This is a genomic window from Hymenobacter sp. ISL-91 (assembly GCF_018613725.1).
Taxonomy (GTDB): domain Bacteria; phylum Bacteroidota; class Bacteroidia; order Cytophagales; family Hymenobacteraceae; genus Hymenobacter.
On record NZ_JAGGPS010000027.1, the window covers coordinates 12,227 to 34,785 of the forward strand.

At 60.4% G+C, this 22,559-nt stretch carries 20 protein-coding genes; 10 read left to right on the forward strand and 10 right to left on the reverse strand.

The features are described 5' to 3' along the window. Positions 1–70: 70 nt before the first annotated feature. The 3 genes from J7E24_RS11785 to J7E24_RS11795 are packed head-to-tail and all read right to left on the reverse strand — an operon-like array spanning position 71 to position 2,864. A complete protein-coding gene (locus J7E24_RS11785) occupies positions 71–757 on the reverse strand; it encodes a TetR/AcrR family transcriptional regulator (RefSeq protein WP_215138352.1) in 687 nt (228 codons plus the stop codon). 42 nt (positions 758–799) lie between these two features. Beyond that, positions 800–2,119 (reverse strand): cryptochrome/photolyase family protein, encoded by a 1,320-nt coding sequence (locus J7E24_RS11790; RefSeq protein WP_215138353.1) that lies wholly within the window; start codon positions 2,117–2,119, stop codon positions 800–802. Between the two features lie 31 nt (positions 2,120–2,150). Beyond that, positions 2,151–2,864 (reverse strand): SDR family NAD(P)-dependent oxidoreductase, encoded by a 714-nt coding sequence (locus J7E24_RS11795; RefSeq protein ID WP_215138354.1) that lies wholly within the window; start codon positions 2,862–2,864, stop codon positions 2,151–2,153. 209 nt (positions 2,865–3,073) lie between these two features. Here J7E24_RS11795 and J7E24_RS11800 point away from each other — a divergent pair, with 209 nt between their 5' ends. The 4 genes from J7E24_RS11800 (at position 3,074) to J7E24_RS11815 (ending at position 10,148) form a co-directional block, all read left to right on the forward strand. After that, on the forward strand, positions 3,074–4,282 hold the full coding sequence (locus J7E24_RS11800) for an OmpA family protein (RefSeq protein ID WP_215138355.1): 1,209 nt from the start codon (positions 3,074–3,076) through the stop codon (positions 4,280–4,282). Positions 4,283–4,455: 173 nt separating this feature from the next. Then, the gene (locus tag J7E24_RS11805) at positions 4,456–7,905 is read left to right on the forward strand and encodes a pyruvate carboxylase (RefSeq protein ID WP_215138356.1); all 3,450 of its coding nucleotides are present in this window, start codon (positions 4,456–4,458) and stop codon (positions 7,903–7,905) included. Positions 7,906–7,966: 61 nt separating this feature from the next. Further along, entirely contained in the window at positions 7,967–8,704 is a 738-nt protein-coding gene (locus J7E24_RS11810; protein WP_215138357.1) for a hypothetical protein, read from the forward strand. Between the two features lie 103 nt (positions 8,705–8,807). Then, positions 8,808–10,148, forward strand: coding sequence for a M20/M25/M40 family metallo-hydrolase (locus tag J7E24_RS11815; protein ID WP_215138358.1), 1,341 nt, complete (start codon positions 8,808–8,810; stop codon positions 10,146–10,148). 27 nt (positions 10,149–10,175) lie between these two features. Here J7E24_RS11815 and J7E24_RS11820 read toward each other — a convergent pair whose 3' ends face one another. From J7E24_RS11820 to J7E24_RS11830, 3 genes are all read right to left on the reverse strand, one after another. Beyond that, positions 10,176–11,039 (reverse strand): transporter, encoded by an 864-nt coding sequence (locus J7E24_RS11820; protein ID WP_215138359.1) that lies wholly within the window; start codon positions 11,037–11,039, stop codon positions 10,176–10,178. 186 nt (positions 11,040–11,225) lie between these two features. After that, complete coding sequence (locus tag J7E24_RS11825; protein WP_215138360.1) at positions 11,226–13,697, reverse strand: M1 family metallopeptidase; 2,472 nt, start codon at positions 13,695–13,697, stop codon at positions 11,226–11,228. Between the two features lie 139 nt (positions 13,698–13,836). After that, on the reverse strand, positions 13,837–14,742 hold the full coding sequence (locus J7E24_RS11830) for a DUF5996 family protein (RefSeq protein ID WP_215138361.1): 906 nt from the start codon (positions 14,740–14,742) through the stop codon (positions 13,837–13,839). 62 nt (positions 14,743–14,804) lie between these two features. Here J7E24_RS11830 and J7E24_RS11835 point away from each other — a divergent pair, with 62 nt between their 5' ends. Then, positions 14,805–15,683, forward strand: a complete 879-nt coding sequence (locus tag J7E24_RS11835) for an alpha/beta hydrolase (RefSeq protein WP_215138362.1) — start codon at positions 14,805–14,807, stop codon at positions 15,681–15,683. Between the two features lie 159 nt (positions 15,684–15,842). Here J7E24_RS11835 and J7E24_RS11840 read toward each other — a convergent pair whose 3' ends face one another. After that, positions 15,843–16,184, reverse strand: coding sequence for a tetratricopeptide repeat protein (locus J7E24_RS11840; protein ID WP_215138363.1), 342 nt, complete (start codon positions 16,182–16,184; stop codon positions 15,843–15,845). A gap of 72 nt (positions 16,185–16,256) precedes the next feature. On the opposite strand from J7E24_RS11840, the gene J7E24_RS11845 reads away from it, so the two are divergent. The 4 genes from J7E24_RS11845 (at position 16,257) to J7E24_RS11860 (ending at position 19,486) form a co-directional block, all read left to right on the forward strand. Continuing rightward, entirely contained in the window at positions 16,257–16,997 is a 741-nt protein-coding gene (locus J7E24_RS11845) for an electron transfer flavoprotein subunit beta/FixA family protein (RefSeq protein ID WP_215138364.1), read from the forward strand. A gap of 114 nt (positions 16,998–17,111) precedes the next feature. After that, positions 17,112–18,089, forward strand: a complete 978-nt coding sequence (locus J7E24_RS11850; RefSeq protein ID WP_215138365.1) for an electron transfer flavoprotein subunit alpha/FixB family protein — start codon at positions 17,112–17,114, stop codon at positions 18,087–18,089. A 109-nt stretch (positions 18,090–18,198) separates the two neighbouring features. Then, the gene (locus J7E24_RS11855) at positions 18,199–18,819 is read left to right on the forward strand and encodes a bifunctional nuclease family protein (RefSeq protein ID WP_215138412.1); all 621 of its coding nucleotides are present in this window, start codon (positions 18,199–18,201) and stop codon (positions 18,817–18,819) included. Between the two features lie 118 nt (positions 18,820–18,937). Then, on the forward strand, positions 18,938–19,486 hold the full coding sequence (locus J7E24_RS11860; RefSeq protein WP_215138366.1) for a YfiT family bacillithiol transferase: 549 nt from the start codon (positions 18,938–18,940) through the stop codon (positions 19,484–19,486). 171 nt (positions 19,487–19,657) lie between these two features. Here J7E24_RS11860 and J7E24_RS11865 read toward each other — a convergent pair whose 3' ends face one another. Further along, positions 19,658–20,443: an ABC transporter ATP-binding protein gene (locus J7E24_RS11865; RefSeq protein ID WP_215138367.1), complete on the reverse strand. Its 786-nt coding sequence runs from the start codon at positions 20,441–20,443 to the stop codon at positions 19,658–19,660. 108 nt (positions 20,444–20,551) lie between these two features. Further along, complete coding sequence (locus J7E24_RS11870) at positions 20,552–21,283, reverse strand: MlaE family ABC transporter permease (RefSeq protein WP_215138368.1); 732 nt, start codon at positions 21,281–21,283, stop codon at positions 20,552–20,554. A 117-nt stretch (positions 21,284–21,400) separates the two neighbouring features. On the opposite strand from J7E24_RS11870, the gene J7E24_RS11875 reads away from it, so the two are divergent. Beyond that, the gene (locus J7E24_RS11875) at positions 21,401–22,111 is read left to right on the forward strand and encodes an SDR family oxidoreductase (protein ID WP_215138369.1); all 711 of its coding nucleotides are present in this window, start codon (positions 21,401–21,403) and stop codon (positions 22,109–22,111) included. Here the strand turns inward: J7E24_RS11875 and J7E24_RS11880 are convergent. Then, positions 22,106–22,546, reverse strand: coding sequence for a hypothetical protein (locus J7E24_RS11880; protein ID WP_215138370.1), 441 nt, complete (start codon positions 22,544–22,546; stop codon positions 22,106–22,108). The genes J7E24_RS11875 and J7E24_RS11880 overlap by 6 nt on opposite strands. Between the last annotated feature and the right edge of the window lie 13 nt (positions 22,547–22,559).

Below are 22,559 nucleotides of genomic sequence, written 5' to 3' on the forward strand. Positions count from 1 at the left end.
CAGGAATACTTTAGCACGCGAGATTCTTCGCTTCGCGCTGAATGACGTTCCAGCAACTGACAACTAAAAACTACCGTCGGTGCCGCCGGCTGTGCAGCAAAAAGCGCACGAAATCCACGGCCGAATCGAGGGTGTTGCGGCCCACCAGGTCGAAGCTCAGGGTGACGGCCTTTTCGATGGCGGCATCGGTGCGCTCAAAGTCCACGGTGTCGTCTTTGGCGAAGAAGCCAAGCACGAACAGCACTTGCTGCCAGAAGAAGCGGGGGTAGCCGTCCTGCACAAGCTTGCGGCTGGCTACCTCGTCGGTGCGGCGGCCTTCGCGCAGAATCTCACCTACAAACTCCTCGAAATCCTGGCGGAAATCGTCGAGTACGCGGGGCGTGAAACCGGGCATCGGGCGGCGCTCGAAGGAGCGACGGACGCTTTGTAGGGCGTAGCTGCGGTTGCGTTTGAGAATCTCAATCAGCGTGTAATAGAAACCCAGCAGCTTTTCGCGGGCCCCGTACTGCTCCCAAACCGGCTCGCGGGCGGCCGTGTCGCGGGCTTCCCGGCCAAAGTCGGCCCAGATTTCGCGGTCGATGGCGTCGAAGTTGGCGTACACCCGGTAGAACTCCTGCTCGGGCAGGCCCAGCTTTTTGGTGAGCTTGTACACCGACTGCGGCGGGTAGCCCTTTTTGAGCACGTAATCGAAATATGCCTGCTTGATGCGGGCCTTGGGCGTGGCCGCTTCGGGCGCGGCAGTGGTCGGCTGTTTCATATCAGAGGTATAACAAGAAGCTGTACAGTAGGGTTTCGCACGCTACCCCGCGGCCCGGTAGGCCGCTCGCAGCGTATCAATAGCCCGCTGCCGGGCAAATTTGTGCTCCACGATGGGAGCGGGGTAGGCGGCCGTGCCGTACTCGGGCACCCACTGCTTCACGTAGGCCAGGTCGGGGTCGTAGGTTTCGAGCTGACTTTGGGGGCTGTACACCCGAAACCACGGGGCGGCCACCACGCCGGTGCCGGCCATCCACTGCCAGTTACCTACGTTCTGGCTCATATCGTAGTCGAGCAGCTTATCGGCAAAATACCGGTCGCCCCAGCGCCAGTCGATGAGCAGGTGTTTCACCAGAAAGCCGGCCGCCGCAATACGGGCCCGGTTGGGCAGGTAGCCGGTAGCGTTCAGCTCGCGCATGCCGGCATCCACGAGCGGGTAGCCCGTCTGGCCCGCGCACCAGGCCGCGAATTCGTCTTCGTTGTTGCGGTAGGGCACCTGGCGCAGGCGCGGGTCGAAGCTTTCGGTGGCCGTGCCGGGGTAGTGCCAGAGCAGCATCATAAAGTAGTCGCGCCACACCAGCTCGGCCAGCAGCTTGGGGTTGAGCTCCCGGGCCTGGCGCATCAGCTCGCGCACGCTCAGCGTGCCGAAGCGCAGGTGCACCGAGCGGCGGGTGCTGCTGTCGACGAGGCCCGGCCGGTCGCGGGTTTCGTGGTAGTTGCGCACCAGCGCCTCGGCGGGCAGCTCGTTGGCCGGCACGAACTGCTCGCGCCGCGCAAAGCCCATCTCGGCCAGCGTGGGCCGGGCCGGGGTTTTCGGTAAGGCGTAAAGCCGCTCTGCCATAAACAGATCGGCCGAAGGGTACGGCGCAAGGTCCTGCTCCTGTACCTTTTCCAGCCAGGCTTTGCGGTAGGAGCCAAACGTGCGGGCCGGCTTACCCGATTTACCCAGCAACTCGCTTTTGGCGAAAATTACCTGGTCTTTGAACGCGTGGAATTCCGCGCTGTGCTGCCGGGCCAGCGCCGCCACGGCCCCGTCGCGCTCAGCGGCGTAGGGCTCGTAGTCCTCGTTGGTGTAGATGGCGGCCACCTCATACTGGCGCAGCAGCTGCTCAAATACTTCCAGGGGCCGACCGTAGAAAGCCAGAAAAGAGCCGCCGGCGGCTGCGGTTTCGCGGCCCAGCCGTTCCACCTGGTCGTAAATGAACGTGACGCGGGCATCCTGCCGGGAAGGCAGCAAATCCAGGATTTCGCGGTCGTAGATGAACAGCGGCAGCACCGGATAGCCGCTTTGCAGAGCGGCCGCGAGGCCCGCGTTGTCGTGCACCCGCAGGTCGCGCCGGTGCCAGAAAAGGACGCATTTCATCGGTGGGCAGGATGAAGTTCAACCAAGGTGTTTACTTCAGATTGCCCATGCCGCCATCCACGTTCATCACCTGGCCGGTGATGAATGAGCCGTGGTCGGAAAGCAGGAAAGAGGCCATGTAGGCCAAATCCTGGGGCTGGCCGATGCGCTGCAGCGGGTGGCGCTTGGCGCCGGCTTCCTGCTTTTCGGGCGTGTTGAGCAGGGCGGCGGCCAGGGGTGTATCGGTGAGCGAGGGCGCCACGCAATTCACGCGGATGTTGCTGCCGGCATACTCGGCGGCCAGCGCGCGCGTGAGGCCCTCCACGGCCGCTTTAGCCGTGGCAATGCTGGCATGAAACGACATGCCCGTATCGGCCGCCACGGTGCTGAACAGCACGACGGAGGCGCCATCGGCTTTCTTGAGCCGCTTCATGCAGGCTTGCAGCACCTGCACCGCGCCCAGCACGTTCAGCTGGAAATCGGCCTGAAAATCGGCCAGCGGAATGCGCTCGAAGGGCCGCAGCTTGATGGAGCCGGGGCAGTACACCACGCCGTGCAGCACCTCGGGCAGCGCGTCGAGGGCGGTGCCCAGCGGTTGGGTCACGTCGAGCTCCACGAAGGTCGTGTTCAGCTCGGCCAGCTCGGGCGAGTGGGTGCGCGAGGCCGTGTAGAGGTTGGCGTTGAGCTTGCTGAGCAGCCGGGCCGTGGCCAGCCCGATACCCGAAGAGGCGCCAATGATGAGAATGTTCTTGTCCGCGAATTCCATGCGTGGGAGGTTAGGTGAGGGGGCGGCCAGAGAACTAGGACATGCAGGGAAGGTTTCTGGCCATTGGCAGGAAATGGCGGAGCGGTGAAATATCTGTCATTATAAATATAATTAAAGAGAGAAATAATTTTGTATTTTGATGTGCATCAGTCAGCCTTGTGCTTACATTGGGTTACTGATTTGTTTGTTTCGGTCTTCAATACATTCTTATGAAACGCTTCTCTAATTTCCTGCTGCTCGTTCTGCTGGGCCTGCTCAGTCTGGCTACGCCCGGAGTGGCCCAGGAGCTGGTGGGCATCGTCGGCAACGTGATGGCGCCCAACAACCAGGCCCTCGAAAAGGCGGCGGTGGTAGTGGTACACGGGCCCAGCCAGACCCGCACCACGACCACCACCGATGAGGCCGGTAACTTCGCCTTCAAGGGCCTGGCAGTGGGCGGGCCTTACCTGCTACAGGTCAGCCAGACCGGTTTTCAGCCCCAGAAAATCGAGAACATCTTTCTGCTGGCCGGCAAAACGGCCAACGGCACGTTCGTGCTTTTCCCCGTGGAAAAAGGGCCGAACCAAACGCCCAACCGCGACTACCTGACCTATATTCAGCAGTGCCGCATTATTCCGCCGGGCGAGGCGGCCACGGCTGCCCGCGCGAAGGCCGCAACGCCCGCCAAACCGGCCGCCCGCCCGGCGGCCGTTGCCGCCAAACCAGCCGCCGCTCCGCCAGCCACTCCGGCAGCAGTTGCAGCAGCCGCTCCGGTAGCTGCTGCAACTCCTTCGCCGCCTACCTCGGCCCAACCGGCTGCAGCGCGGCCAACGCCTCCTCTGCTGCCGCCCGCCGCCCGGAGCCGGCCGCGCTATCAGCCGGGAAGCCGCCGGGCGGGCACCATTGCGCCACCGCTGGTAGACGGGCACTACGACGCGAAATCGGGCTACTACATTTACCACACCGGAACGCCCATCACGCTGCCGCTGCCCAAAGGCCAGCAGGTGCGTAATGTGGGCCGCCAATCTACCGAAAGCCAGCTCTACCAGTTCCTGAGCAGCCCTCGCCAGCAGGTAGATACCGTGGACCGCACCCGGGGCTGGATCAGCTTCGACCGGGTGTTCTTCATGACGGGCCAGGCCACGCTCACGCCCGAATCGAGAAACCAGCTCAAAAACATTGCGCTTTTGCTGCAGAGCTATCCGCAGGCCCGCCTCAAAATAGGCGGCTACACCGACAGCGTGGGCAACTACCAGATGAACCGGCAGCTGAGTGAAGCCCGCGCCCGCACCGCCTGGACTGCCCTCGTGGAAATGGGCGTGAGCCCCTCGCGCCTCGAAGCCCGCGGTTACGGCCCCAACTACCCCATAGCCTCCAACGAAACCGCCGCCGGCCGCGCCATGAACCGCCGGTTGAGTTTGCGGGTACTAACGAAGTAGAGCGCTATTAGATGAATTTATTGATAATCAGTGGTGAAAACAGGCCGGCGACCCGGCCGGCATTCGGACGGCGTTATCAAAATTTCGCTGTCAGCAAATATTCGCTAACGTTTTTGCGTCGCCTTCCGTAGCTTGCGGCATCTTCCTTCGTGACCCCTATTCCTTCCTGCCGCATGAATATCCGTCGATTACTGGTCGCCAACCGCGGCGAAATTGCCATTCGCGTGCTGCGCGCCGCCACCGAGCTGGGCATCCGCACCGTGGCCATCTACACCTACGAAGACCGCTACTCGCTGCACCGCTACAAGGCCGACGAGGCCTACCAGGTGGGCCGCGACGACGACCCGCTCAAGCCCTACCTCGACATTGAAGGTATTATTCGCACGGCCAAGGAAAACCAGGTTGATGCCATTCATCCCGGCTACGGCTTCCTGAGCGAAAACGCCACGCTGGCCCGCCGCTGCCGCGAGGAAGGCATCATCTTCGTGGGCCCGCGGCCGGAGGTGATGGATGCGCTGGGCGACAAGGTAGCCGCCAAGCGCGTGGCCGTGGAGTGCGGCGTGCCCATCATTGAAAGCAGCGAGCAGGACCTGACCGACCTGGAAGTGGCGCTGGTAGAAGCCCACCGCATCGGCTACCCGGTGATGCTGAAGGCGGCCAGCGGCGGCGGCGGCCGGGGCATGCGCGTCATCCGCGACGATGAGCAGCTGGAGCGCGGCTTTTTTGAGGCCCGCAACGAGGCCCTGAAGGCGTTTGGCGACGACACCGTGTTTCTGGAGCGGTTCGTGGAGCGGCCCAAGCACATTGAGGTGCAGCTGGTGGCCGACAACCACGGGGGGCTAACCCACCTCTACGAGCGCGACTGCTCGGTGCAGCGCCGCTACCAGAAAGTGGTGGAAGTGGCCCCCTCGCTGCACCTGACGCCCGAAATGCGCGAGCAGCTCTACGAGTACGCCCTGCGCCTGGGCCGGGCCGTGGGCTACAACAACGTGGGCACCGTCGAATTTCTGGTGAACCCCGAGCTCAACCGCATCTACTTCATCGAGGTGAACCCGCGCATCCAGGTCGAGCACACCGTGACGGAGATGATTACGGGCGTCGACCTGATTAAAACCCAGCTCTACGTGGCCGCCGGCTACCGGCTCGACAGCCCCGAAATCAACTTGGGGCCCGAGGTGGTGCCGATGAAAAACGGCTACGCCATCCAGTGCCGCATCACCACCGAAAACCCCGAGCAGGATTTCAAGCCCGATTACGGCACCATCACGGCGTACCGCTCGGCCGGCGGCTTCGGCATCCGCCTCGACCAGGGCTCGGTGTACAGCGGCGTGCGGGTGTCGCCGTTCTTTGATTCGCTGCTGGTGAAGGTATCGACCCAGGCGCCCACGCTGGCCGATGCGGCCCAGAAGATGGCCCGCACCCTCGACGAGTTCCGGGTGCGCGGGGTGAGTACCAACATCCAGTTCCTGCAGAACATCATTGCCCACCCGGTGTTCATGGCCGGCGAGGCCAACGTCGACTTCATCAAGGACCACCCCGAGCTGTTCCGCTTTCAGCAGCGCCGCGACCGGGCCACCCGCATCCTGCGCTTTCTGGGCGACGTGAGCGTGAACGGCCACGCCGACGTCGCGGGCAGCGTCGACCCCAAAAAGGAGCTGCGCAAACCCCGTTTGCCCGAATCGGACCTCACGGGCCCGCCGCCGGCCGGCACCAAGCAGCTACTCACCGAGCTGGGCCCTGAGGGGTTCTCCAAGTGGCTGCGCGCCGACCCGCAGATCCACTACACCGACACCACGCTGCGCGACGCCCACCAGAGTTTGCTGGCCACCCGCATGCGCACGTTTGATATGCTGAAAGTGGCCGGCCGCTACGCCCACGAGCATCCGCAAACTTTCTCGCTGGAGTGCTGGGGCGGGGCCACGTTCGATGTGGCGCTGCGCTTTTTGCACGAAGACCCCTGGGAGCGGCTGGCCAAGCTGCGCGCCGCCGTGCCCAACATTCTGCTCCAGATGCTGATTCGTGGGGCCAACGGCGTGGGCTACAAGGCCTACCCGGATAACCTGACCGAGCGGTTCGTGCAGCAGGCGGCCGAAACCGGCATCGACGTGTTCCGCATATTCGACTCGCTGAACTGGATGCCGGGCATGGAGGCCTGCATTGGCTTCGTGCGCAACAAAACCGACCGGCTCGCCGAGGCCAGCATCTGCTACACCGGCGACTTGCTCGACGTGAGCCGCCACCAGAAGTACAACCTCAATTACTACCTGCGCCTGGCCCGCCAGATTGAGGACGCCGGCGCCCACATCCTTTGCATCAAGGATATGGCCGGCCTGCTGAAGCCCTACGCCGCCCAGGAACTCATTACGGCCCTGCGCGACACCATCAGCCTGCCCATCCACCTGCACACCCACGACACCAGCAGCCTGCAGCCCGCCACCTACCTTAAGGCCGTGGAGGCCGGCGTTAACGTGATTGATGTAGCCCTGGGCTCGCTCTCGGGCCTCACGTCGCAGCCCAACTTCAACTCGGTGGTGGAAATGCTGCGCGGCCAGCCCCGGCACCGCGAGTTCAACCAACTCTCGCTCAATGAGTTTTCGACCTACTGGGAAACGGTGCGCGAGTACTACTACCCCTTCGAGTCGGGCCTGAAGGCGGGCACCTCGGAGGTGTTCCAGCACGAAATTCCGGGTGGGCAATACTCCAACCTGCGGCCCCAGGCCCAGGCCCTGGGTTTGCTCGACAAGTTCGAAACCGTGAAAACCACCTTCGCTGACGTCAACCAGCTGTTCGGCGACATCGTGAAGGTCACGCCCTCGTCGAAAGTAGTCGGCGACATGGCGCTGTTCCTGGTGTCGAATGACCTGACGACGGCCGACGTGCTGGAGAAGGGCGAGACGCTCAACTTCCCCGAGTCGGTGCGCCAGCTGTTCCGCGGCGACATTGGCCAGCCTGAGGGCGGCTGGCCCCAGGATGTGCAGGCTGTGGTGCTGAAAGGGGAGGAGCCCTTCACCGACCGGCCCAACGAACACCTGGCCCCGATTGACTTCGAGCAGGAGCAGGCCAATTTCAAGGAAAAATTCGAGGTCGAAGGCAAGTTCACCGACGTGCTTTCGTGGCTGCTCTACCCCAAGGTGTTTGAGCAGTACTGGGACTTCCGCCAGCAGTACGGCGACGTGTCGGTGGTGCCCACGCCGGTATTCTACTACGGCCTGCAGCCGGGCGCCGAAACGCTCATCGAAATTGCCCGCGGCAAGAGCATCATCGTGGGTTTGCAGAGCATCGGGCCGGTGGATGAGGACGGCAACCGCACGCTGTTCTTCACCCTCAACGGCCAGACCCGTAACCTCAAAATCCGCGACCAGTCGGTGGAGGTCAAGCGCATCAGCAATCCGAAAGCCGATAAAGCCAACCCCCGCCAGTTGGGCGCGCCCCTGCAGGGCCTGCTGAGCCGGGTGCTGGTGAAAAGCGGCGAGCAGGTGCGCAAAAACACGCCTCTGTTCATCATCGAAGCCATGAAGATGGAAACCACCATCACGGCCCCCAACGACACCACCGTGCAGGCCGTAAACCTGGCCGAGGGCACGCTGGTAAACGCCGACGACTTGGTGCTGACGCTGGGGTAAGAATTTGGTTTTTGCGAAAAAAAGGTAGCTTTAGCATATCCATTACTTAAGTCCTTATCCAATGAAAATTCGTTACGTAATACCACTGTTATTAGCAGTAACGGCTGTGCAAGCTCAAAATCAGAAAACCGAAATTCCCAAGCTTAAGCAGGATGGGGTCTCAGGTAAGGATAACGTTCGAGCTCTCGTAGACGGAAATGCTGTATCACTACCAAGGGGTGAATCCTACGGTCTCAAAGGGTCACCTTATTTGGACCAACGGTGGCTTAAAACCAATGTGCAGTTAACCAATGAAACGAAAACCGAATCGATGCTGCTTAAATATGACATTCTGGAACAACGCCTATTGGTACGATTGCCCCAGTCACCGAATGATTCTATCCGGCTCAACGATGCTTCTGTTGTAAGTTTCACGATGGCCGTGCCAGGCGATTATAACCAGCCGGCGCACCAGCAGCACTTTCGCCGTTTTATGGAAGCTCCCACTCTCGAGCAGCAATTAACATATGTGGAAGTTGTATATGAGGGAAAGTATACCCTGCTTAAGCGATACAGCAAATTGAAGCGCAAGGCTAATTACCAAGGACCTTATAGCCCCGATCAACGATATGACGAAATAAATGATCAAAACCAATATTACCTGTTACGACCCGATAAGACGCTTGTTCTGCTGAAACTGACGCTAAAAACGCTGCAGGCTGCCGCCCCGGAACTGGCCCTGAAATCGGTGCCTGGTGCCGGGAAAGCTAGTACCGATGTCGAATGGGCTGCAGTGCTAGCGGCTGCCGAAAAGAAATAGCAGTTGCGTAGTACGGCCTACCAATATTTAAATAGTAGGATAGGTAAATAGGCAGCCCGCGCAGGAATGCATTAAATCCGGCGCGGGCTGCCTATTTTGCGTCATGTATAAAGCTATTGCGCTCGTTCTGCTGCTGGGGCTTGCCGGCCGCCCCGTATTCGCCCAAAAAAAACCCGTCAAGCTACCGGCAGCCCCCGGCGTTGCTGCAGCTACCGTAGAGCGGGTTGTCAGGGCACTGGCCGCCGATGATATGCAGGGCCGTGCCTCCGGCAAGCCCGGCGCCGAGAAGGCGGCCGATTTTTTGGTGGCCGAGTTTCAGCGGATCGGGCTGGAGCCGTTACCGGGCCTGCCGGGCTTCTCGCAGTCGTTTCCGGTGTATGAAGCCCGCACCAATGCCATGCTGGTTTCGGTAGGGGGGGCAGTGGTACCGGCCAGCCGATTCGTGCTGGTTTCGGGCCAGCCCAAACTCAACTGGATGCATTACGACGAACCCGCGCCCCGCATCATAACAGTTGGGCCGAAGGATAACCTGATGAAGGAAATCCGGCCGCTGCTCAACCCCCAGGCCAATACCATTGTATTCGTCGATTCGGCCCACCAAGCCGCGTTTAAGCGCGTGGCCGGTGCTGTAGAACGTGGCGGGCTACGGGCCGAAAAGCCCAATTCTTTTTCCACGCTGCTCGTGCTGGGCAAGGCTCCGGTTGGTCCGCTTAAGTTTCTGATAACGGCCACCACCGAAATCCGCACGGTACAGCTGCGCAATGTGGTGGGTGTACTGCCAGGCCTGGATAAAGACCGGGAAAACGAGAAAGTCGTATTCAGTGCCCACTACGACCACATCGGTACGCTGCCTGCCGTGGCCGGCGACTCTATTGCCAACGGGGCCGATGACGATGCCAGTGGTACATCGGCCGTAGTGGCTTTGGCAGAGTACTTCAAACAGCAGCGCAGCAATGCCCGCCCGCTGCTGTTCGTGGCCTTCGTGGCCGAAGAAATTGGCGGCTTCGGAGCGGGCCACTTCTCCCGGCAGCTGAACCCTGCCCAGGTAGTGGCCATGTTCAACATCGAAATGATTGGCAAGCAGGCTAAATTCGGTCCCAACTCCGCCTTTATTACGGGTTTCGATAAGTCTGATTTCGGGCCGCTGCTTCAGCAGAACGCCAAAGGCAGCATATTTCGGTTTGAGGCCGATCCGTACCCCGAGCAGAACCTGTTCTACCGCTCCGACAACGCTACCCTGGCCCGACTGGGCGTACCGGCCCATACCATCAGCACCGACCAGATTCCGACCGACAAGCTCTACCATTCTGTGAACGATGAAGTGGAAAGCCTCGACCTGGCCAACATGACGGCCGTTATTACGGCCATAGCCCGCGCTGCTGCGCCCATCATCAGTGGGCAGCAAACGCCAACTCGCATTGTGGGCGAGGAAGCGAAGAAGTAACGAAGCGGGATGCTGACTGCCGGTAGTTTACTTGCCCAGTCGCGCGCTCAGGCCGGCTCCTATATTGAAGCCACCGGCCGCCGGTGTAAGGCCGTGGCCGGCGGTTACATCGAGGCGCAGGCCGGGTAAGGGCCGATAGTACAGTCCCGAGCTGAGGCCCGGCCGCCAACCCTGCTGGCGTTGCCAGGTGGCATAGGTTTCGGCCAAAAAACCGAAGTGCGTACCTGCTCCAAGTGGACCGTTGAGTGCCAGCGTAGTCAGATACTGACCCTGTTTGGTGCCCTCGGCCTTAAAGCCCCGCTGCCGAAACCCAAAGTTGCCTTCCAAGCCAAACCGCTGACCGAGCTGCTGCGAAACCAGTAACCGGGCACCGGGCTCCAACTGCTTGTCCGTAAAGCTGGCGTTGCCGTTGCGCAAGTTCATATCGAGTAACACTACCACTTGCGAGCGGGCATTCTGCGTGCTGGAAGCCAGGAATTTTGCCCCTACGTTGAGGGGCGCGAAACCGCGCGGGCCACCAAGGGAGGGAGTCGGCACATCCCCCAGCAAGCGGTTGGCAACCGGGTCGGGTAGGTAGTTCTGGGTGGCGCGCAGCTCAATGTGGTTGAAGAAGCCCACCCGGAGCGTATTGCCCCACACCCGGCGGCCGGCGTAACCCACACTGCTGCCATCTGCGTAGCGCGTCAGGCTGGTTTCGAGCTGAAACTGCCCGGGATACAGCATGTTGGTGGTGATGGTTTGCCCGGGCCGGTCGGGGCGGATGAGCCGCACAAAGGGCGACTCCATGTTCGGGTTGAACTCGGCATCAGCAGCAGCCGATTGGGCCAGGGTGCGAACCGGGGCCGCCAATATGAGCAGCGCGCCGGTAGTCAGCAAAGTGGTTTTACGCATGGCAGCCAAGACGCCCACCAGCCACAAATGGTTCCGTTTGTTACTGCTTGGTCGTTAGTGCTTTGTGTTAATTTTATAGTAGTTTGTGCTCAGCTGATGACCACTCACAGCAGACCCAAAAAAGAAGGTCCCCACCGCAACCGCAGTGGGGACCTTTACATGCGCTTCTAAGCGCTGAGCTTTAGGCTATTGTGCTGCTTTTATGGCTTCTTCAGCAGCCATTACAACAGCTTGCTGGTCGGCGGGCTTGCCCTGCTTCACCTTTTCGAGCATGGCCAGAATGGGCTCGGCCACTCCGTACTGCTTGTATTGGATGGCCATTTTCTGCAGCCGGTCCACGCCTTCGCGCAGGATGGTTGGGTCGGAGAGGCGGGCCATAAAACCGACCAGGCTCTCCAGCATCTGAAACTGTGCCTGCGGGCCACCAGCGTCGAACTGGGTACGCACGTAGGGCCAGGTGCTGGCGTCGCCGGCCTCGGCGTACACGCTGGCGATGGCAGCGGCTACGTCGCCTTTGGCGCTGGCCTCCAGGGTCTTGGCGCGGGCCAGGGCCTGCTTGGGCTGCACGGCGGCCAGGCCCTCCAGGGCAGCGCCCTGCACGGCATACGACTGACTGCTGAGCGACTTCGTAAACAGTTTCTCGTCTTTTTTATCGCCAATAGCTGCCAAGGCCTGCAACATGCCTGCCTGGTTATTGGTGTTTTTCTCCTGCGCCAACTGCTTGCGAATCAGCGGGGCAGCTGCCTTCGCTACGGCTTTGTCGTCGAGCTTAAGCGAAGCAAGCGCGGCGCGGCGGATAAACTCGCTTTTGTCGCTCAGGGCCGCAAACAGCAGCTGACGGGCGGCGGCATCGGTGGGGGGCAGCGCGGCGGCAGCGGCCACGGCCTCGCGCCGGTCGACGTAGCGCGGGGCGTTGCGGTACTGGTAGGCGAACTGGGCGAAGGGCTTGTTGTCCTGCTTCTGCCACAGCGTTACCTTTTCGGCATCCACATTCACCAGCTCGGGTTGGGTAGCGGCGGGCAGGCGCAGCACTTCGGTGGCTTTGCGCAACACCACGTTGTGGCGGGTGGGCTTGCCTTTCTGGTACACATCAATGGCCAGCGGCAGCTCAAACACTTGGCCGGGCTGGTTCTGCTTAATGGTAACCACCTGCTCTTTGTTGAGCTGGTCGTAGCTGTAGTCGATGGCCACCAGGGGGTGGCCCGCGCCGAAGTACCACTGGTTGAAAAACCAGTTCAAATCCTGGCCCGATACAGCCTCAAAGGCCAGCCGCAGCTGATGGGCTTCGGCGGTGCCGAACTTGTTGTCGGTAAGGTATTTCTGCAGGCTTTTGAAGAAGACCTCCTCGCCGAGGTAGCTGCGCAGCATGTTCAGAATCTGGCCGCCTTTCTGGTAGCTCACCAGATCAAACATGTCCTCCTTATCGGCATACTGGAAGCGCACCAGCTTTTTCTGGGCGTCGCGGGGGCTGCGCAGGTAGTTGCGCATGTTCAGGTAGGCATGCGCGTCGCCGGCCTCCTGGCCGTATTTGTATTCGGCCCACAGCGCCTCCGAGAAGTCGGCAAACGACTCGTTCACCGTCAGGTTGCTCCAACTCTCGGCCGTTACCAGGTCGCCGAACCACTGGTGAAACAGCTCGTGGGCAATAACCGACTCGCCCCGGTCGTACTCGGCATCGAGTGCCTCGCGGGCGTCCTTGTGCAGGAAGTCGCCGTGCAGCGTGGCGGTGGTGTTTTCCATGGCTCCGCTCACGTAGTCGCGCACCACAATCTGCGAGTACTTGTTCCACGGATAATCTACGCCGAGCTTCTTGGAGAAGAACTCCAGCATTTCGGGCGTGTTGCCGAAAATCTGCTTGGCGAAAGGCGCGTACTTGGGCTCCAGGTAATAGTTTACCTCCTTGCCCCGCCACGTGTCCTTGGTGATTTTAAAGTCACCTACGGCCATCATAAACAGGTAGGGCGCGTGGGGCAGGTCCATCTTCCAGGTGTCGGTGCGGGTGCCGTCGGCGTTGGGCTTCTGGCTGACCAGGGCCCCATTGCTCAGCGTCACGTACTTGGCCGGCACGGTCATGGCAATTTCCTGGGTCGTCTTCTGGTTGGTGGCATCAATAGTCGGAAACCACACCGACGAAGCCTCCGTCTCGCCCTGAGTCCAGATCTGCACCGGCTTGCCAGCCACGCTGCTGTCGGGGTTGATGAAGTAGAGGCCTTTGGCGTCGGTAATGGCGGCGCTGCCCTTTGTTTTCAGCTCGTCGGGCTTGGCCACGTACTCAATGTACACGGTGTATGGCTGGCCGGGCTGGTAGGTTTTGTCGAGCTTGATGTTGAGCTGCTCGCCGGTGTTTTTAAAGGTAAGCGCCTTGGCATCCCCCTGGCCTACTAGGGCCACCGACCCAATATCCATCCCTTTGGCATCGAGGCGCAACGAGTCGGTGGGGTAGGCATGGGGCTGTAGGGTAAGCCACTCTTTGCCAATAAGCTGGCGCTTGGCATAGTCGAAGCGCACATCGAGCTTGGTGTGCACGAGGCTGTTGATTTTGGTGCGCGAGGCGCGGTAGGCCGTCAGGGCCACCGAATCGGGGCGGGCGGGGCCTTGCTGGGCCAGGGCCGGCGTGGCAAACAGCAGCCCAAGAGCCAGCAGGAAGGGTTTGTTCATGGCAATTATGAAGGAAGGGGAAAGTGGGTGCTAGTTGCAAACTTTTCGGCACAGATGCGCAGCTGGCTCAGGAGTTCTCACAGAGGCAGAAAGTGGTGGCAAGGTTGCCTGGCAGCGCGGTGAGTAGCGCAGTTTCAGGTCAGGCGCGTTCCAATGTGGCCCGGTCCCAGCCGGCCAGGTCGGCGGCGGCGGTGTACGTGCTCTGCAGGAACTCGTGCAGCGCAGCGGCCGGGTCGGGGGCAGTGCGTACGGCTTCGTAGGGCAGCAGAAACTCGCCCAGCTCGGTGCTATAGTACGCGGCTTCGGGTTGCACCGGGGCCTCGGCAAACCCCTTGGGGGCCGGTACGCAGTAGGCATAAAAAGCGGCCGCCTGCCCATTGCCGCCCGGCCAGAACCCGTGGCTGATGACTTCCTGCGAGTACGCTTCCCGGGTGATGGAATCGGCCTCGGGCTTCACCGGCGCGGGGCGGCCCGAAAAACGACTCACGGCCAGATCAAACGAGCCCCAGAAGAAGTGTACCGGGCTGCACTTGCCGGTAAAGCCACTCCGGAATTCCGTCAGGATGGGCGTCATCAGCGTGAGGGCCCGCCAGAAGCGGTGGGCTGCCTCAGCGTCGTAGCTGGCGTGCTGGGTGTCGTCGGGAAACCGGATGGGGTTTTCCACTTCCACCGGCATGGGCCAGATGGACACTTGCAAGTCCAGCTCGTGCAGCAGCCGCAGCACTTCTTGGTAAAAATCGGCCACCGAACGCGGCTCCAATGCCAGCTGCCGGGCGGCCCCGTCAGAGCACCGGATATGAAGCTGGTGGTCGATGAAATCGAACTCGATTTCGAAGCTGCGCTGCTCGTAGGGCATGGCCGAGGTGGTCAGGCCCCGGGCCGAAACGTAGAGCGGCACGTTCCAGAACTGGTTGATGAGGGGCGTTTGAGCCAGCCGGATTTTGCCCACTACCTGCGTCCACATGTGCAGGGTTGTGAGCGTATCGGCCCAGCCGGCAACGGGCAAAGCGGGCCAGGCAGCAGGAGCGGGGGTAGTTGGGGGCATGGGCAGAAGGGAGGATGTAGGAATTCGTAATTTCCGGCAAAAGCCAATCAATTCCTGAAAGTATGAAAACTCTTCGCCTGCTGATATGCCTGCTGCTATTGCTGGCCTCCTCATCGGCCCGTGCGGCCCGCGTCGATACGCTGGTTATTGCCAGCGCGTCCATGCAGCGTAGCTACCGGGCCGCCGTGGTAGTGCCGGCTTCCTACGCCAAAAATAAAAAGGCCCGCTACCCGGTACTGTACCTGCTGCACGGCGCCTACGGCCACTTTGCCGACTGGACGAGCAAAACGCCCGACAAAACCCTGCTCCACCGTCTCGCCGACCAGTACAACCTGCTCATTGTAACACCCGAGGGCGAAACGTTCAGCTTCTACCTCGACTCGCCGGTGAACCCCGCCAGCCAGTTCGAAACCTACATAACCCAGGACGTACTTGGCAAAATCGACCAAACCTACCGTACGGTGGCCCGCAAAGAGGGCCGCGTAATTTCGGGCCTTTCGATGGGCGGGCACGGCGCGCTGTACCTGTCGGGGCGGCACCCGGAGCTGTTTGCGGCGGCCGGCAGCATGAGCGGCGCCCTCGACCTAAGCATCACCAACCGCAAGCTAAACCCCTCGGAGGCCCGGCAGCGCCAGAGTCTGTTCAACCCCATCCTCGGTCCCGAAACACCCGCGCCCAGTGTTTACAGCGCCAACTCGGTGGTAAACATGGCCGATAAGCTGCTGGCCAACGAGCTGCCCCTCATCATCGACTGCGGCGTAGACGATTTTCTCATCGATATCAACCGCGAAGTCCACCGCCGCCTCGTGTACAACCGCACGCCCCACGACTACATCGAGCGGCCCGGGGCCCACACCTGGGAGTATTGGCAGAATGCGCTGCCCTACCAGGTGCTGTTCTTTCAGAAAGTGCTGGAAGCGGGTGGTGTGGCAGTGAAGTAGCCTTTGTCGCCGTCAGAACGATGCGCTGCATGCGTACTTGAGGCCCTGCGAAGCCTGTTGCAGCGGCGGGCGGGGACAAGCCCCGCCCCTACAGCGTGCGGATGGATGTATACCGTCGCTTGGGTTTGTTAGGTGTCCATACTACCAAAGCACCTACAATTAGTCCTCATCCTCATAATCGAGGCCCAGTAGCTGGTTGAGGGCCTGCTGAATTTCGCTGGCGGCGTGCAGCTGCCCGGCTTTGCGGGCTACGCGCAGGCCCTTCTGGTAAACTTTTTCGGCTTCGTCGGGCTTTTGCAGGTGTTGCAGCATCTTGCCGGCGTGGTAGTACGTACCCACATAATCGGGGTGCTGGTCGAGCAGCGTCTGGTAGTAGCGCATGGCCGTTTCGGGTTCCGTTTCGCGGTATTCGGTGGCCAGCGCATAGATGGTAAACGCGTCGGTAGGGTCGTCTTCGTAGAAGGCCAGGAGTTGTTGCAAACGGCTCGGCGCGGTTTCCATAGGGCAGGAGTTTTGAGTATCTTCGCCCAAATTTGACACTTTCTTTAGTTTCTTCCATATAAGCAGCCGTAGATGAAGTTTCTCGTTTGCATCAGCAACGTACCCGACACGACCACCAAAATCACCTTCACGCCCGATAACAAGGAGTTCAACAAGGCCGGGGTGCAGTTCGTGATTAATCCCTGGGACGAATATGCCCTCACCCGCGCCATTGAGCTGAAAGAAGCCCAAGGTGCTGGTACCGTTACCGTGCTCAACGTAGGCGAAGCCGACACCGAGCCCAATATCCGCAAGGCCCTGGCTATCGGTGCCGACGACGCTATTCGCGTGAATGCGCATCCCAAGGATGCCTTTTTTGTGGCCAAGCAGATTGCGGCCATTGCCAAAGAAGGTGGCTACGACGTCATCCTGATGGGCAAGGAAAGCATCGACTACAACGGCTTCCAGGTACACGGCATGGTGGGCGAGCTGCTCGGCATCCCAACGGTAGCTCCGGCCATGAAGCTCGATATGAGCGGCAACACCGCTACGCTGGAGCGCGAAATCGAAGGCGGCAAGGAAATCGTGGAGGTGAATGCGCCTTTCGTGGCTTCCTGCCAGCAGCCCATGTGCGAGCCCCGCATTCCCAACATGCGCGGCATCATGACGGCCCGCACCAAGCCGCTGAAGGTAGTAGAGCCTACCACCGATGCGGCCCGCACCGAGGTAGACACCTTCGCGCTGCCCCCTGCTAAGCAGGGCGTCAAGCTCATCGCGGCCGAGAATGCCGGCGAGCTGATAAAGCTGCTTCGTAACGAGGCGAAAGTAATTTAATGTAGAAGTGAGTACGAAGAGGCGAGAAGTTTGCCCTGGCATTGATTGGGCTGCATTCTACTCGTTTCTCACCAGCGTCTCACAACTCATTTCTCACATCTCATGTCTAAATAAATGTCTGTATTAGTAGTTGTTGAATGTGACGGCGGCGAGGTAAAGAAGTCCTCGTTAGAGGTGGCATCTTACGGCAGCCAGGTTGCCCAGATGCTGGGCACCACCGCCACGGCTATTGCCGTAGGCGAAGCTACCGAGGCCAACCTGGCCCTGCTCGGCGAGCAGGGCATTAGCAAGGTGTTGTATGACGCCGAGCCCCGCCTGAAAGATTTTGTGAATGGAGCGTATACCAAGCTTATTGCCGCCGCGGCCCAGAACGAGGACGCCAAGGTAATTGTGCTGGCCAACTCCAACATCGGAGCCGCTGTAGGCTCGCGCCTCTCCATCCGCCTTGAGGCCAGCATTGCTACCAACGTAGTAGAGCTGCCCAAAACCGATGGCGGCAAATTCGTGGTAAAGCGCGGTGCCTTCTCGGGCAAAGCCTTCGCCGACGTAGAGCTGGCCGGTGACCGGAAAATTATTGCCGTTAAGAAGAACTCGATTGAGGCCCTGCACGAAGCCGGTAAAACGGCTCCGGTCGAGTCGTTCTCGGCCCAGCTGACCGATGCCGACTTCGCCGATGCGCCCAAAGAGGTGATCATGCAGGACCAGGCCGGCGGCGTACTGCTGCCCGAGGCCGACCTCGTAGTGTCGGGTGGCCGCGGCATGAAAGGCCCCGAGAATTGGAACCTCATCGAAGACCTGGCCAAAGCCCTGGGGGCCGCCACAGCCTGCTCCAAGCCCGTTTCGGACGTTGACTGGCGCCCTCACCACGAGCACGTAGGCCAGACCGGCATCACCGTGTCGCCGAACCTGTACATTGCCTGCGGTATTTCGGGTGCCATCCAGCATCTGGCCGGCGTCAATTCGAGCAAGGTGATTGTGGTTATCAACAAAGACCCCGAGGCGCCGTTCTTCAAGGCGGCCGATTATGGTATTGTAGGCGACGTATTCGACGTGCTGCCCAAGCTTACCGAGGCTGTAAAGCAATTAAACTAGTATACCATCGGCAGCTGGATAGGGCGGAAGGACCAAGTGTTTCTTCCCGCCCTATCCAGCTGCACGTATGTACATCTGGTCCATCAGCACCAACCCGAAGACTTTGCCAGTGAAAAAAATACCGCTCGAAATCCTGGGCCTCTCGTCCAGCCAGTCGCAGTCGGGCTCGTTCGCGCTTATTCTGGGCGAGAAGACCGGCAACCGCCGCCTGCCCATTATTATCGGCATGTTCGAGGCGCAGAGCATTGCCATCCAGATTGAGAAAATCAGCCCCAACCGGCCCCTCACCCACGATTTGTTTCGCTCGTTTGCCGAGCAGGTGCATGTGGCGGTGCTGGAAGTGGTGATTTCCGACCTCAAGGAAGGCGTGTTCTACTCCAAGATTGTGTGCTCCGATGGGGCCAGCACGTTCGAGCTGGACTCGCGGCCTTCCGATGCCATTGCCATCGGTTTGCGCTTTGGTGTACCCATTTTCACGGTGGAAAGCGTCCTCAGCGAAGCGGGCATCATCCTCTCTGACCTCGATGAAACCGAAGGCGACGACGCGGACGACGACGATGATGATGACGACATTGATACCGACGAGCCCCGGGCAACTCCGCCACCGCGCGAGCCCAGCGGCCAGGTGTCGCTCGACGAGCTGACCAAGATGCTGGCCCAGGCCCTGGAACGCGAGGACTACGAAAAGGCCGCCAAAATTCGCGACGAGCTGAATAAACGCAACGACTAGGTTTCGACTGTTGCTGCACAGTGTACAGCTGAAAACCCCGCCCCAGCCCCGTGTTGGGGCGGGGTTTTGCTTTGTGACGTACCTTGCCGGCCCATCTGATTTCTTCGCTTTGGCTCTCATGCAAGATTCTGCCCCCGGTTCTCCCGATCTGCGCTACCCCATCGGCCACCCAGTGTTGCCCGACGCTCCGTTGGAGCACGGTGCCCGCACGGCTTATATGGCCCACCTGGCCACGCTGCCCGACTTAGTGCGGGCCACTGTAGCTGGCCGCACGCCGGCCCAGCTCGACCAGCCCTACCGCCCCGGCGGCTGGACGATGCGCCAGCTGCTGCACCACCTGCCCGACTCGCACATGCAGGCGTACACGCGCTTCAAGCAGGCCCTCACCGAAGACAACCCCACCATCAAGCCCTACGATGAGGCGGCCTGGGCCGATCTACCCGATAGCACGGCCACGCCCCCGGCCGTGTCGCTGGCGCTGCTGGAGGCCCTGCACATCCGCTGGGTGCGGCTGCTGCGCCACCTCACCGACGAGCAGTGGCAGCGCACGTATTACCATCCCGATGCTAACCGCACGTTTACGCTCGACCAAGCGCTGGTGCTGTACTCCTGGCACGGCCGCCACCACCTGGCCCATTTGCGGGGCAACGAGGTAGCTGGTGAGTAAATAGTTGTAGCGCAGGGAGCAGCAGAACTGCGCCGGTGTATAAGCCTGTATTTCCCTTCACCAAAAGCCCCCACAGCTAGAAGGCTCCCGACGTACGCACGCCGGGGGCCTTGTAGCTGTAGGGCATGTAAAAGCGGAAGCCGGCTTCAGATGCCCGCTACCCCTGGGTTTTTAGGGCTTGACTAAGCCGCTGTGCGTTTCGTCATCAATGCGCTTGGCGGCGCGTACCAGACTGCTGCTGAAAATGAACTCCTTGAGCTCGGGTACCTGCGCGTTCAGAATTTCGTCCTTGGTGCCGTCCCAGAGCTTAAGGCCCTTATAAAGGAAGATGATATGGTCGCCGATTTCCACCACCGAATTCATATCGTGGGTGATGATGACGGTGGTGATGTTGTATTCGTAGGTGATTTCCTGGATGAGCTCATCAATTTTGAGGCTCGTCAGCGGGTCTAGGCCGGAGTTGGGCTCGTCGCAGAACAGGTAGGTGCAGTTAGGAGCAATAGCGCGGGCAATGCCCACGCGCTTTTTCATGCCGCCCGAAATTTCGGAGGGCATCTTTTCGCCCGCGTTTTCGAGTCCCACGCGCTTAAGGCAGAACTCCACCCGGTCGCGGCGCTCCTCGCGGCTCATTTCGGGCGTCAGCATCTGCAGCGGAAACTCCACGTTCTTGGCCACCGTCATCGAGTCGAAGAGAGCCGAGCCCTGGAACAGCATCCCGATTTTACGTCGGATTTCCTGCCGCACCTGCACCTTATTGTTGGAGAAAACAGTGCCGTCGAAGGTGATACTGCCCAGATCGGGCTGCATCAGGCCCACCACGCACTGCAACAGCACCGATTTGCCGGTGCCCGAGCCGCCGAGCAGCAGGTTGCACTTGCCCGTTTCGAACGTGCAGCTGATGCCCTTAAGTATCGGGTTGCCGTCGAAGCTCTTTTCAATGTTATGAATCTCAATCATATAAATCGGAAACGTGGGGCTGAAAGTAGGAGCGCCCTAAACTATGGTGGCGGTGCAGTGCTGGGTTGCGCATTGCGCCCGCCGTAAAGCTCAGAACCCTGAACTCAGTTACAGCAGTACCGCCGCCAGCACAAAATCGGCAATGAGAATGGCGATGATGGAGTTGTTGACGGCCGTAGTGCTAGCCGTTCCCACTTCGAGCGCACCGCCCTCGGTAAAATAGCCCTTAAACGCCGATATGGCCGATACCAGGAAGGCAAATACCACCGACTTGATGAGGGCAAACACGATGTTGTAAGGAATAAAATCGGAGCGGATACCCTCGATGTACTCCTGGCCCGAAATGGAACCGGTAAGTGAGCCGGCCAGGTAACCGCCAATAATAGACAGGGCCATGGCCAGAACCACAAGCAGCGGAAACATGAAAATAGCGGCCAGGATGCGAGGCAGCACCAAGTAGGAGGCCGAGTTGATGCCCATTACCTCCAGCGCCGACACCTGCTCGGTGATGCGCATAGTACCCAGGCCGCCGGCAATGCTGGAGCCCACTTTGCCGGCCAGCACGATGCTGGTGATAGTGGGAGCCAGCTCCAGAATGGTCATTTCGCGCACCATGTACCCAATGGTGCTCTTGGGAATGAGCGGATTCACTAGGTTATAGGCAATCTGGACGCAGGTTACCGCCCCGATAAAGGCCGATACAATAGCGACGATGAAGATGGAGTTGACACCAATGGTGACGCACTCATCGATAGTACGCTTCCAGAGCACAGCAAAGCGTTCTTTGCGCACCAGCATGCTTTGCATGAAAAGCAAAAACTGACCAAAAGATTTAACCATAAAAAGGAAAAACAGAAAGTAAAATCGGATACTTGTGCCGGGATAAGGCAGGCAGAAAGCTCGGCCGTCGACCGGCGCTGATTTCCCTACGTAAAAACGGCTATGCTAAACAAAGGAATGCAAAAAAATATCGTCGTAACGGGCGGCACCAAAGGAATTGGGCGGGCGCTGGTGTTTCGGTTTCTGCGGGCCGGCTACCCGGTTATCACTTGCGCCCGCTCGACCGAGGGGCTGGCCGAGCTGCAAACCGCTGCTGCTGCCCTGGTGCCCGGCGCCGTGTTGCACACCCACGCCGCCGACCTGAGCGAGCAGGCGCAAACGCAGGGCTTTACCGAGGCTGTGCGCGAACTGGGGCCGGTAGCGGTGCTCATCAACAACACGGGCGCTTTTATTCCCGGAAGGTTGCAGGATGAGCCCGCCGACGGCTCGCAGCTGCGCCAGATGCTGGCCGTGAACCTGCTGAGCGCCTACGACACTACGCTGGCGCTGCTGCCTGGCATGCTGACGCAGCGCGAAGGCCATATCTTCAACATCTGCTCGACGGCCAGCATTACGGCCTACCCCAACGGCGGCTCCTACGGCATTGCCAAGCACGCGCTGCTGGGCTTCAGCAAAAACCTGCGCGAGGAACTCAAAGAAAGCGGGTTGCGGGTGACGGCAGTGCTGCCTGGGGCCACGCTTACGGCCAGCTGGGAAGGCGTAGACCTGCCAGCGGAGCGCTTCATCAAGGCTGAAGACGTGGCCGATGCCATTTTTGGCGTCTTCAGCCTCTCGGGGCAGGCGGTAGTAGAGGAGTTGCTGATTCGACCCCAGCTAGGCGACTTATAGCGCGTTTTTGCCAGCCGGCCGACGGATGTAGCGCACATACACGAAATCGAGCAGCACGGCCCATAGGCTCATCAGCAGCAGGCTCCTCAGCCACGGCAGCAGCGGCCGCCAGCCCAGCCCCAGCGCCGCCGCCCACATACCCAGGCTAAGGGCGTAGCTTAGCTTGAGCAGGTCGAGGCGGGTTTTGGTGGGTTTGCGGGCGAACCACGCGCCGTAGAGCCCGATCAATGCCACACCGCTACCGACGAGCAGCACCATGCTGCCCTCCGAGTGCTGCACTTTAAACAATAGCCTGACAAGTAGCACTGCCACCGTGCCGGCTACTGGAAGGGCAAATCGGCTACGGCGCAACTGCCCGTTCCAGACAACCCACAGCAACAGGCTGTAGGCAGCTATAGTCAGCAGAAGTTGCCAGGAAGGGTAGGAGGCGGCCATACTAAACAGATAG

Excerpts from the sequence above, each read along its gene's own strand:
- J7E24_RS11835 (WP_215138362.1), top strand. The coding sequence starts at position 14,805 with ATGAAAACTCTTCGCCTGCTGATATGCCTGCTGCTATTGCTGGCCTCC.
- J7E24_RS11790 (WP_215138353.1), bottom strand. The coding sequence starts at position 2,119 with ATGAAATGCGTCCTTTTCTGGCACCGGCGCGACCTGCGGGTGCACGAC.
- J7E24_RS11850 (WP_215138365.1), top strand. The coding sequence starts at position 17,112 with ATGTCTGTATTAGTAGTTGTTGAATGTGACGGCGGCGAGGTAAAGAAG.
- J7E24_RS11815 (WP_215138358.1), top strand. The coding sequence starts at position 8,808 with ATGTATAAAGCTATTGCGCTCGTTCTGCTGCTGGGGCTTGCCGGCCGC.
- J7E24_RS11795 (WP_215138354.1), bottom strand. The coding sequence starts at position 2,864 with ATGGAATTCGCGGACAAGAACATTCTCATCATTGGCGCCTCTTCGGGT.
- J7E24_RS11875 (WP_215138369.1), top strand. The coding sequence starts at position 21,401 with ATGCAAAAAAATATCGTCGTAACGGGCGGCACCAAAGGAATTGGGCGG.
- J7E24_RS11840 (WP_215138363.1), bottom strand. The coding sequence starts at position 16,184 with ATGGAAACCGCGCCGAGCCGTTTGCAACAACTCCTGGCCTTCTACGAA.
- J7E24_RS11845 (WP_215138364.1), top strand. The coding sequence starts at position 16,257 with ATGAAGTTTCTCGTTTGCATCAGCAACGTACCCGACACGACCACCAAA.
- J7E24_RS11810 (WP_215138357.1), top strand. The coding sequence starts at position 7,967 with ATGAAAATTCGTTACGTAATACCACTGTTATTAGCAGTAACGGCTGTG.
- J7E24_RS11830 (WP_215138361.1), bottom strand. The coding sequence starts at position 14,742 with ATGCCCCCAACTACCCCCGCTCCTGCTGCCTGGCCCGCTTTGCCCGTT.
- J7E24_RS11785 (WP_215138352.1), bottom strand. The coding sequence starts at position 757 with ATGAAACAGCCGACCACTGCCGCGCCCGAAGCGGCCACGCCCAAGGCC.
- J7E24_RS11805 (WP_215138356.1), top strand. The coding sequence starts at position 4,456 with ATGAATATCCGTCGATTACTGGTCGCCAACCGCGGCGAAATTGCCATT.
- J7E24_RS11820 (WP_215138359.1), bottom strand. The coding sequence starts at position 11,039 with ATGCGTAAAACCACTTTGCTGACTACCGGCGCGCTGCTCATATTGGCG.
- J7E24_RS11860 (WP_215138366.1), top strand. The coding sequence starts at position 18,938 with ATGCAAGATTCTGCCCCCGGTTCTCCCGATCTGCGCTACCCCATCGGC.
- J7E24_RS11880 (WP_215138370.1), bottom strand. The coding sequence starts at position 22,546 with ATGGCCGCCTCCTACCCTTCCTGGCAACTTCTGCTGACTATAGCTGCC.
- J7E24_RS11870 (WP_215138368.1), bottom strand. The coding sequence starts at position 21,283 with ATGGTTAAATCTTTTGGTCAGTTTTTGCTTTTCATGCAAAGCATGCTG.
- J7E24_RS11800 (WP_215138355.1), top strand. The coding sequence starts at position 3,074 with ATGAAACGCTTCTCTAATTTCCTGCTGCTCGTTCTGCTGGGCCTGCTC.
- J7E24_RS11865 (WP_215138367.1), bottom strand. The coding sequence starts at position 20,443 with ATGATTGAGATTCATAACATTGAAAAGAGCTTCGACGGCAACCCGATA.
- J7E24_RS11825 (WP_215138360.1), bottom strand. The coding sequence starts at position 13,697 with ATGAACAAACCCTTCCTGCTGGCTCTTGGGCTGCTGTTTGCCACGCCG.